We start from the raw sequence: 10,622 nt of genomic DNA, 5'->3' as shown, positions 1-10,622 counted from the left end.
GTCTGATGCCAGCATACTTTTTAGAACACCACCCGTTTTTTTATGCTATGACCGAATCCAAACGGTTTAGCGCAGTGCTTTTAACAAAGCTTCAGCACTCATTTTACCAAAATCATTGGCCGCCAAGGGTCCATCGCCTGAGATTAGCTTTCTGTCTTGATAGGTATGTCCTGTCGCCAGTTTATTGGTAATCGTAACGCCCAAATCTTCTAATTTTTCGCCAAAATACCACGGCATCGTACCGGGCAAATAACCAATTTTTGGCATTTGCTTGTCCATAGCAGTTGGGAACGCTACCATCTCATAACCTTTAAAGATAAAGTCGCGATTGGCGTTATCATCTTTATCGGCGCTATTAGTATTGTCAGCGCTATCAGGCTTATCAGAGCGATCAGGACTTGCTAAATTGGCTGCCAATAAAGCCGCCGGACCATGACAAATCACTAAGGTAAATAAATCCTTGTCATAACCCCAACGTAGCAACTCGCCAAGGTTATAATCTTCAGGCAAGCCCAGCATTGCCCCATGCCCACCGGGGATAAAGATTGCTGCGTAATCCTCGCTATTTTCCATATCATTTTTGACAAAATCGGCGATACTTTTTGGACTGTTAAGCTTAGATTCATATTCAGCGTAGATTTTTTTGACGTCGTCATCGTCCTCTGGCATTGCCCACTGCTCGACTTTTACAGCCTCCCCGGTTGGGGTAAAAACATCTACCGTAAACCCTGCTTTTTTAAAATGCAAAAGCGGCACCATCATCTCAACCGGATGATTGCCAGTCTTAAACTTCTTATCATTTGCCATGGTCATGTACTGCCGCTCGGTGCAGACCATCAGGATTTTTTTGTTGCCCCGATATGGCGCTTCGTACTCGCTATGATCGTAGTTGGTTTTGTTAGGCGCTGCCAATTTAAGCGAAGCTTTAGAAGGGGTATAAGCACCATCTTCGGCTTCTTGCGGCTCTAAACCTAAGGTGTCTTTGGCTTTGTCTACTATTTCACTGATATTAAGGTCTGAGATATTCATAACTTTTCCTATTTTATTATTGCTTATATTAGATTGATAATTAGAAAAGATAGAATAATTGCCTGTCGCTACCTTTCTGATTGTAAGGTAGCAAACTCATAACACATTAAATAGACCAGAGTTTTTTGACTTTCGTAAGCTTTGTAAATGGTGAGTTGCTTAAATTTGGCGCTTTAAAAAAGTAACAGAGTAAAAAGCGCAAAGCAATGAGCTTATAAACAATAAAAAACGGACTTAGCGATAGTCCATTTTTTTCTGCCGTTTAATCATAGGTTTGACTGTATTGATTGATTGAAACGTCTTTGTCCATACGGTCAAGCCGTAGATTATGTAAGACAGCAGACAGGTATTCACGATATCATGGATACTGGCTTTGATTTCTGCCGCTTTTAACCCTACCACACCAAGTTCGGTAAGCGTCTGGCGATTGTCCAAATACTCACCCAGTAGAGCAATGGCAGTCACCAAAATCAAAGCGGCAAAAGCTCTGGCGCTGTATTTTTTAAAAATTGGACGCAGCAAAAGTAAACTTAATAGGTAGACGCCAATGCCCACATAAATATGTAAGGCGTCTTTGTCTAAGCCAGTAGCATCGACGACACCGTTTTTAAAGAGATAAAAATCCACGATTTTATTCCGCGTAAAAGAGGTAAAAAGTAACTGAGTATAAATGAAAAACAGCCAATTATACATTGAGAATAAAAAAGGTAGATTAAGCATTTGCTAATCTACCTTCTTATTGAAGAAATATTTAAAGTATAGTTGTTAAATATCCCAATCGACAAAATTTTTTAATAGCTGTAGACCCGCGGTGTGGCTTTTTTCTGGATGGAACTGGGTCGCAAATAAATTGTCTTGCAGAATACTGGCACAAAACGGCTGACCGTAATCACAAACGGCCGCCACTTGTGCATCGTCGCTAGGCGCGCAGTAATAGCTATGTACAAAGTAAAAATGCGCATTGTCTTCGATGCCATTCCACAGCGGATGAGCAAAATCCATGCCGCTGATGGTATTCCAGCCCATGTGCGGCACCTTAATGGTAACCCCCTGCTCATCTTTCCAAGTAGGGTCAAACGCTTCTACGCTGCCATCTAGGATGCCCAAGCATGTTGTACCACCATTCTCAGCGGACTGCTCAAACAACGCCTGCATGCCCACACAGATGGCCATAACAGGCTTATTGAATACTGCTTGACGTATGACCTCATCAATCCCTGCCTCATGCATGCCAGCGATACAATCGCGCATCGCACCGACACCGGGGAAGAAAATCTTATCAGCCGCCGCGACCACTTTTGGGTCATTGGTAATAGAAACCTCTGCCCCGACCGCTGCTAACGCCTTGCTGGCCGAGTGCAAATTACCCATGCCATAATCTAATAATGCAATCTTTGTGGTTCGACTCATCTAAAAAGCCTCTTTGGTCGATGGCAAGGTATTCAGCGCACGCTCATCATATTCGCAAGCCATACGTAGCGCACGAGCAAACGCTTTAAAGGTTGACTCGATTTGGTGATGGCTGTTTTTACCTTTGAGGTTGTCCAAGTGCACCGTCATCCATGAATGATTGACGAAGCCGTAGAAAAATTCGCTAAACAAATCGACATCGAAGTTACCAACGTGCGAGCGAGTAAACGGAATGTCCATATGAAGTCCTGGACGGCCTGACAAATCAACCACCGCGCGCGTTAGTGACTCATCGAGTGGCGCATAAAAATGCCCGTAACGACGGATGCCTTTTTTATCACCCAATGCTTTATTGAATGCTTGTCCAAGCGTGATGCCAGTATCTTCAACACTGTGGTGATCATCGATAAAGGTGTCGCCGGTACATTTGATATCTAAGTCAAACAAACCATGACGCTTAATTTGGTCAATCATATGGTCTAGAAACGGCACGCCAGTATCGACAGTGCCTTGACCGGTACCATCAAGGTTTACCGTACAAGTGACTTGCGTTTCAGCAGTATTACGCGTAACGGACGCCGTACGTGCGGCATGACCGAAAAGATTTTGAGCAGAATTTTGATTTTGTTCGGTAGAATTGGCTGTCATGGCTACTCTCTATAAATGAAAAGCGGTCAATAAAATAGGGCGAAAAAGCGCCCAAAGCATTCTTACTAGCGTTTAAAACAATGAATAAAAATATAGAAGATTAAGCTAAAAATACGTTCAACATTTGCTTAAAAAACTTATTCAGAAAGGTATAAATATTAGGTTTTTGGCGTATAAACCCTTGTCTATCCTCATCATAGCAAACCCTAGCATTTACTGCCACGACCAAGCAGTAATCCACGCACAAAATCGCCCTATTCTGCTAAAATAGTGCGTTCAGTATTATCAATCATCACCCGCGCTAACCCTTCAACGCTACACCCGATGTTACGACGCGGTAAACACTTATAGGAACCGATTATGCCTTTAGAAGCGATCGCCATCAATAGCTTAGATGCGCCCCTAATTAAAAACCCTGCCCGCGAGAACGAGTTATCAGAGCGTCTGCATGCCTTATATGACAGCGATGACAATCAGCCAAGTGGCGCAGAGGTATTAAACCTCGTTGAGCAAGGTTTTAAGCGTGGTCAGACTTTGTATGTCGGCATGTTTAATGATAAGCCTATCGCCGCGGTTGCTTGCTTTGATGATGGGCAAACCGATGCCAAGCGCTTGCAATATCTTACTGTTCATAGCCAAAATCGTGGGCGCGCTATCGATGCGAAATTTATCAAACTGGTCTATGATGCCGAAGTGAAAAAAGGCGTGCGCGAGTTCGTGCCAGTCGATGCCGATATTCACCGTATTATGAGCGAGTATGAGCTCCTACGCGCTAAGGATTAAATACGAGGTTAAAAGCTTAGTTTTGGCTGATATTCGATTATTTATAGGCTTTTCTCACTTATTATGCAAAAATCACTTGACAGTAACGCCTATATTTAGTTTAATAGCGCCTCAACGAAGACGGCTCGATAGCTCAGTCGGTAGAGCAACGGATTGAAAATCCGTGTGTCGGCAGTTCGAACCTGCCTCGAGCCACCATTCGTTTAAGCATTCCAAAAAGCCCTAGACATTACTGTTTGGGGCTTTTTTTATGGTTAAAATTTAATAAAAATTATAAGGATAGCTATTTACTACAACTGTTAGTCGCACTAATTCATAACACTTTTAGGCTGTTTTTAAAGGATAAACTCTCTCTATACTAAAACGATTAATGCAAAGTAAAAGGGTAAAACTATGAGAGAGTTTGATTATGATTTGGATTATAAAAACCTAGACTTGCGCGCGCACCCTGAGCTATATCGCGTCGGTCGCGGTGAGCAAGGCGTGCTATTGGTCGAACCTTATAAGTCGGAAATATTGCCGCATTGGCGCTTTGCAACCCCTGATATGGCAAAGGAAAGCAGCGAAACCATTTATCAGATGTTTTTAGATTATCTGGCTGCCGATGACTTTGTTGGTGCCGATATGGCGCGCAAATTTATTCAAATGGGCTATACCCGCGCCCGCCGCTACGCCAACCACAAAGGTGGCAAGAAATACAAAGGACCCGTCCCTGACGATAAAAAGGGTCAAAGCGGCGCCCATGGCCGTGAAGATCTACCACGGCAGGTTGAAGACCCTATCAAAGCAGAGTCAGCGCGTATTTTTAAGCAAACTTGGGATAAATGCCGCGAAAACGCAGACTATCTTAGAATGAAATCCGAACATCGCGCACGCTATAAAGACTTCAAATAACCGGTTATAAAAATGACAACCATGAATCACAATGACCTCAGGCGCTTGATTGTGCTACGCTTTATCCTAAATTAATAATAAGAGCTTTTATGATGTCCAATAACCTTGCCCCAGCGCCCATTACACCGCAACTTACTTCACAACAAAAACCGCTTCTCATCTTTGATTTTGATGGTACGCTGATCGATAGCGTTCCTGATTTGGCGGATGCCACCAATCTAATGCTTGAGCAACTAGGTCGATCTCCTTTCGCTCTTGATACCATTAAAGGTTGGATTGGTAATGGCGCGCGTGTATTGGTTGAGCGAGCGCTATTAGGTCAGGTGATTGTTGATGACAGCTTAGACAACGATGCGGTAGAGGAAGCGCTTCGTATCTTTTTTGCCGCTTATGGCGCCCTTGATTGTCAAAAAACCACGGCTTATCCTGATGTGAGCGACGGCTTGCATCAGCTTAAAAACGCGGGCTATACCTTGGCACTGGTGACCAATAAGCCAATTCGCTTTGTTCCTAAAATACTAGATCATATGGGCTGGACGCCGCTATTTAGCGAAGTGATTGGCGGCGATAGCTTACCGACTAAAAAACCTGATCCCGCGCCGTTATTACACGTTTGTGGGGCGCTTGGGTTTGCGCCTATTGACGCTTTTATGATTGGTGATTCGATTAATGATATTTTAGCGGGGAAAAATGCGGGCGTGGATACCATTGGGCTCTCATATGGTTATAACTATGGTGTCGATATTCGTGATAGTAAGCCAAACTTTGCGTTTGATGAGTTTGCTGGCCTATTAGAATTATTGGGCGTGTAACGTTTTTGATAGGGATTTGATATAGTGCTCAAAGTAACGCAGTAACCATTGCCATTGACAGTGTTAAGCGAGCTAATATTATAATTAACGCCTTAAGCGCCTACTTATCCTGCATTAATTGTCGTTGCCATTTCACTTTTTTCTCTATTTTGTTGAGCCACATTAACCAAATAAACAATCCGATAAAAGCAAAGCTCCAGCAGCAGGCCGCTAAAAAAATACTTTGAGAATACCCTAGCCAAGTAGGATTAAGCCTCAATAATGCCGCAGCGGTTATCAATAACGCTAAGACAAAGACAAAAGGCTTGGCGTTCGTGTCACGCAATACTCGGTGTGATCGAGTTCGCGACATCACTGTGAAGGTGAGCGTTCCAAGCGCGCCTATAGTAATGGCATGCAAAGCTTGGGTAATCGGAAAATTGGCTGTTAACAGACTTAAAGCAATGCATACCCAGCCTACGATAATCCAGCTGTATCCTAATAGCATGGCCAATAAATCAGCACGCCCATAGCTCCACCACGGTCGCCAGCGCAGCACTCGAACCACACAAAGCAGTGCACTGAGCAGTAAAAGAGCGGCCATCACGGGCTTAATCCAAGTAAAGGTCAGTAGATTTAACACCAATACTGAAAACAGCAGAATTAAAATACTGCCTTCAAACCTGGGCTGCACACGATCTTTTAAGAACCGATTTTGACTCTGAAAATGCCCTGCTAACGCTGGCGCTATTATTCGACCGCCCATATAAAACATCAATACGCTTAATAACAACACCGCTTCTAATAAGAATTTCAGACTCAAGTCATCTGACTGATCGCTTTGCATAACCATATGAAAACCAAGCGCAGAAATACCTAAGCCTACCAGCACAAAGCCTGCCGATTTGTTTCGCCATTTTTTAGCTGTTCGCAAAAAAATAGGCGCAAGCTTCCATACTAACGTCGCAACAAAAGCGATATTAATTATCGCTGTAATCATACTAATCGGCGCAAACCAAAAACTCAACCTGGCCACCAGCCATAACCCCATCACAGTAAAGATATAGGATTTTGGTTGCGGGCCAGCCAGATAACCTGCAATGACAATCAAAGCAAATCCAAAAATCATTTCATGACCGTGACCCCAAGCGTACTGTAAGCCTACAGGGACCGTAAACTAGCCGAGCTGACCACCCACTGATAAAGGTAGCGTTAAAGCGGAATACAACGCGGCAAGCGGAAACCAATAAGTATGAGCAAAAGGGGGTTTGGCTTTCATTAACAAAAGAATCCTTTTATAAAACGTCAATTTGTCTAAACGAGCATTAAAGGTATGTTTGGGGTTAAGTATAATAAAGTGTCGAGAGTTATGGGTGAATAATCCAGTGTAAGTCTTGGAGTACTAGGTTTTTATAACCGGTTTAGCGTATGATTAAATAGCGCTTTGGCTTAAATAAGCCAATAAACCGTATGCTATTGGAGACAAAGAATGACTAAAAAAGACAATACCAACAGAAAACACTCTTCTATTTTGGTCGATGGTATTCAAAAAGCCCCAGCACGCTCTATGCTGCGTGCTGTCGGTTTTACCGATGAAGATTTTAAGCGACCGCAAGTGGGCATTGCCTCGACTTGGAGCCAAGTGACGCCCTGTAATATTCATATTAACGGCTTGGCTGATGAAGTGGCCAAAGGCGTTTATTTTGCCCATGGCAAACCCATTATTTTCAACACCATCACCATCTCTGACGGTATCGCGAATGGTTACCAAGGTATGAAATACTCACTGGTATCGCGTGAAGTGATTGCCGACTCTATTGAAACCGTATCGGGCTGCCAAGGTCACGATGCTATCATCGCTATCGGTGGCTGCGATAAAAACATGCCGGGTTGCCTTATTGCCATGGCGCGCTTAAACCGTCCTTCGCTATTTATTTATGGCGGCACCATCCAGCCGGGCAAAAACCACACCGATATCGTTTCTGTCTTCGAAGCCGTCGGTGCCAATGCGCGCGGTGATATGACAGCAGAGGAAGTCTTAGAAGTTGAAAGAACGGCTATCCCTGGCCCCGGCTCTTGCGGTGGCATGTATACCGCCAACACCATGGCATCAGCCATTGAAGCGCTTGGCATGAGCTTACCGGGCAGCTCGGCTCAAGAAGCCATTTCTCCTGAAAAACGGGAAGATTGCCGAAAAGCCGGTGAAGCAATCCAGTGGCTCCTTGATAACGATATCAAGCCCAGCGACATTATGACGCGCAAAGCCTTTGAAAACGCTATTACCATGGTGATTGTGTTAGGCGGCTCAACCAACGCGGTTCTGCATCTGCTCGCTATGGCCGATGCCATCGGTGTAGAGCTAAATATTGATGACTTTACTGAAATAGGAAAGCGCGTTCCTGTGTTGGCCGACTTACGCCCATCAGGTCGCTACTTGATGTCAGAGCTCATCGAAATTGGTGGCATCGCGCCATTAATGAAACGTTTATTGGCAAAAGGGTTACTGCATGGTGATTGCTTAACCGTTAATGGCAACACCGTCGCTCAAAACTTGGCTAACGTAAAAGATTACCCTGAGGACCAAGATATTATCCGTCCGTTCGACAATCCCATTAAAGCTGACAGCCACTTACGCATATTACGCGGCAACATTGCACCAACCGGTGCGGTGGCAAAAATCAGTGGTCAAGAAGGTACGCAGTTTACCGGCACAGCACGGGTGTTTAACTCCGAAGAAGATTCCATGAGCGCTATTTTAGATGGCACTGTGGTGGCGGGTGACGTGGTTGTTATTCGTTACGAAGGTCCTAAAGGCGGCCCTGGTATGCGTGAAATGCTGTCGCCGACTTCTGCCATTATGGGTCGCGGATTGGGCAATGATGTGGCGCTGATTACTGATGGCCGCTTCTCTGGCGGTAGCCATGGCTTTGTCGTCGGGCACATCACCCCTGAAGCCATGGTTGGCGGTCCGATTGCTATTATTGAAAACGGCGACACCATCACCATTGATGCCGATAATAATGAAATCAATTTAAACATCAGCGAAGCAGATATTCAAAAGCGTTTAAGTGTATGGAAAGCCCCAGAGCCAAATATAAAGCGCGGTGTACTGGCCAAATACGCTAAAACCGTTGGCAGTGCCTCAGAAGGTGCCATTACTGATAAATTTTAATTGCTAAATCACTTACTTCGGTAACTTAGCGCCTCAGAGACATGGGCGCTGGTGATGCCTTCGCTATCTGCCAAATCAGCAATGGTGCGCGCGACACGTAATACCCGATGATAACCGCGAGCAGATAGATTTAGACGCTGCTGAGCAAGCTGTAATAATTGCTGCTCGCCCGCGCCTAAATGAATATACTTATCAATCTCGCTGGGACTCAGCTCATTATTAACCTTTTTTTGCCGTTCTAATTGTTGCTGATGGGCGGCAGCGACTCGCGTTCGCACTTGCTCAGAGGTTTCGCCAGCCTGCGCATTTTGTAAATCAGCGATCGGTAGCGCTGGCACGGTAATATGCAAGTCAATCCGATCAAGTAATGGCCCTGATAGCTTATCCTGATAGCGCTTAATCTGCTCAGGTCGGCAGCGGCATCGTCCCGAGCCGTCACCATCATAGCCACACGGACACGGGTTCATCGCTGCTACCAGTTGAAAGTTTGCGGGGAAAGTAAGCTGCGAGTTGGCACGACTAATGGTGATTTGCTTGGCCTCTAACGGCTGACGCAATACTTCTAAAACCGTACGGTCGAACTCTGGTAACTCGTCTAAAAATAAAACTCCCTTGTTAGCAAGGGTGATCTCGCCAGGTTTGGGACGAGAACCACCACCAACCAACGCCACTGCAGATATGGTGTGATGGACTTGGCGAAATGGCCGCGTACCATAATCATAGTCGCTATCTGCCACTGAATAGGTGCTAGCAACCTCTAATGCATCTTCATCACTCAAGTCTGGCAAGATAGTTGGTAGCCGTGATGCCATCAACGTCTTGCCCGAACCCGGCGGCCCGATAAACAGTATCGAATGACCACCAGCGGCGGCAATCTCTAACGCCCGCCTAGCATGATGCTGACCTTTGACATCTGCCAAATCTACTTTGTAAGCAACTTTACTCTGCACGGCGGTTGCTTGCACAACTTCTAAGCGCTCATCTATCAAGCTAGAATCTGCGAGCGACTGCAAATGATTGCAAACGGCTTTTAAGTTTTGCGCAGCTAATATCGTCACCCCATCAACGCGGCTTGCCTCTGCTCCATTGTCACAAGGTACGATTAACTGACGTAGCGGCGAATCTTGTTCAGTATTTTTACATGCTGCTAGCATTTCTGCTTTTATCGCTCGTGCTACTGCCAAGCTACCGCTCACCTGCCGAAGCTCACCATTAAGCGCCAGCTCGCCGATAAACTCAAACCTTGATAGCGCTTCTGGCTCAAGCTGCCCACTGGCAGCTAAAATCCCGATCGCAATTGGCAAATCCAATCTTGCACCATCTTTTGGCAAGTCTGCCGGTGCTAGATTAATCGTCAAACGCCGATTAGGGAATTGAAAGCCCGAATTCAAAATCGCCGAGCGCACCCTGTCTTTACTTTCGCGCACAGCAGCGGCAGGCAAGCCGACAATGGTCAGCGCTGGCAAGCCTTGTGATAAATGCACCTCGATAATGACCTGCGGCGCGTGCAGTCCGACGACTGAACGCGTATAGACTTGGGCGAACGACATCAGCGTTTCCTACTATAAAGATTAATCGATAATAGAGCATTATCAATCAGCGCGCAAATGTCGTGTTCTATTTTTATCAATCCGTTTAAACCTTATTATTTCTAGCCTATTTTTTAATAGATAAAACTCATTTCTGACTACTACTAAGCAAAATATCAGCGCCTAAATTCTGCGATTTATTCGCTAGCATAGATATTTAAAAGTGTTATATGATTGATAAATGTTTTTAATTTTTCTTATTTATTATTTCATTCAAAAAAATAGAAAATAAGACAGATAAAAGCATGGCAATAAAAGGATTTTATTGACATATAAAGCTTGGCGGTGATTTTCGTTAGCGCTTTA

At 44.8% G+C, this 10,622-nt stretch carries 9 protein-coding genes, 1 tRNA gene and 1 pseudogene; 5 read left to right on the top strand and 6 right to left on the bottom strand.

Going from position 1 to position 10,622, the window contains the following annotated elements:
• Window positions 1–66: 66 nt before the first annotated feature.
• From IQ457_RS12780 to hisB, 4 genes are all read right to left on the bottom strand, one after another.
• Window positions 67–1,029 carry a DJ-1/PfpI family protein gene (locus IQ457_RS12780; RefSeq protein ID WP_200663748.1) on the bottom strand — a complete coding sequence of 321 codons (963 nt, stop codon included), beginning with the start codon at window positions 1,027–1,029 and terminating at the stop codon, window positions 67–69.
• Window positions 1,030–1,263: 234 nt separating this feature from the next.
• Window positions 1,264–1,656 carry a hypothetical protein gene (locus IQ457_RS12775; protein WP_200663746.1) on the bottom strand — a complete coding sequence of 131 codons (393 nt, stop codon included), beginning with the start codon at window positions 1,654–1,656 and terminating at the stop codon, window positions 1,264–1,266.
• A 138-nt stretch (window positions 1,657–1,794) separates the two neighbouring features.
• Window positions 1,795–2,439: an imidazole glycerol phosphate synthase subunit HisH gene (gene hisH / locus IQ457_RS12770; RefSeq protein WP_191690796.1), complete on the bottom strand. Its 645-nt coding sequence runs from the start codon at window positions 2,437–2,439 to the stop codon at window positions 1,795–1,797.
• Window positions 2,440–3,087, bottom strand: coding sequence for an imidazoleglycerol-phosphate dehydratase HisB (gene hisB, locus IQ457_RS12765; RefSeq protein WP_200663744.1), 648 nt, complete (start codon window positions 3,085–3,087; stop codon window positions 2,440–2,442).
• 360 nt (window positions 3,088–3,447) lie between these two features.
• Between hisB and IQ457_RS12760 the strand changes: the two genes are divergently transcribed.
• The 4 genes from IQ457_RS12760 to IQ457_RS12745 all read left to right on the top strand — a co-directional run bounded on the left by IQ457_RS12760 (window position 3,448) and on the right by IQ457_RS12745 (window position 5,576).
• Complete coding sequence (locus IQ457_RS12760; RefSeq protein WP_191690798.1) at window positions 3,448–3,870, top strand: hypothetical protein; 423 nt, start codon at window positions 3,448–3,450, stop codon at window positions 3,868–3,870.
• Between the two features lie 122 nt (window positions 3,871–3,992).
• Window positions 3,993–4,068: transfer RNA gene (locus tag IQ457_RS12755), tRNA-Phe, on the top strand.
• A 195-nt stretch (window positions 4,069–4,263) separates the two neighbouring features.
• Window positions 4,264–4,764 (top strand): DUF4385 domain-containing protein, encoded by a 501-nt coding sequence (locus IQ457_RS12750; RefSeq protein ID WP_200663742.1) that lies wholly within the window; start codon window positions 4,264–4,266, stop codon window positions 4,762–4,764.
• A 92-nt stretch (window positions 4,765–4,856) separates the two neighbouring features.
• Window positions 4,857–5,576, top strand: coding sequence for a phosphoglycolate phosphatase (locus tag IQ457_RS12745; RefSeq protein ID WP_200663755.1), 720 nt, complete (start codon window positions 4,857–4,859; stop codon window positions 5,574–5,576).
• Between the two features lie 100 nt (window positions 5,577–5,676).
• On the opposite strand, the pseudogene IQ457_RS12740 reads toward IQ457_RS12745, so the two are convergent.
• A pseudogene (locus IQ457_RS12740) lies at window positions 5,677–6,696 on the bottom strand (NnrS family protein); the annotation flags it as partial.
• 348 nt (window positions 6,697–7,044) lie between these two features.
• Here IQ457_RS12740 and ilvD point away from each other — a divergent pair.
• Window positions 7,045–8,727, top strand: coding sequence for a dihydroxy-acid dehydratase (gene ilvD, locus IQ457_RS12735; RefSeq protein ID WP_200663738.1), 1,683 nt, complete (start codon window positions 7,045–7,047; stop codon window positions 8,725–8,727).
• A gap of 8 nt (window positions 8,728–8,735) precedes the next feature.
• Here the strand turns inward: ilvD and IQ457_RS12730 are convergent, their stop codons facing one another.
• Window positions 8,736–10,277, bottom strand: a complete 1,542-nt coding sequence (locus tag IQ457_RS12730) for a YifB family Mg chelatase-like AAA ATPase (RefSeq protein WP_200663736.1) — start codon at window positions 10,275–10,277, stop codon at window positions 8,736–8,738.
• Window positions 10,278–10,622 lie beyond the last annotated feature (345 nt).

It is taken from the genome of Psychrobacter sp. M9-54-1 (genome assembly GCF_016613355.1).
Lineage (GTDB): Bacteria > Pseudomonadota > Gammaproteobacteria > Pseudomonadales > Moraxellaceae > Psychrobacter > Psychrobacter faecalis.
Note: the sequence above shows the minus strand (reverse complement) of the source record. Positions and strands in the feature narration are given on the sequence as shown.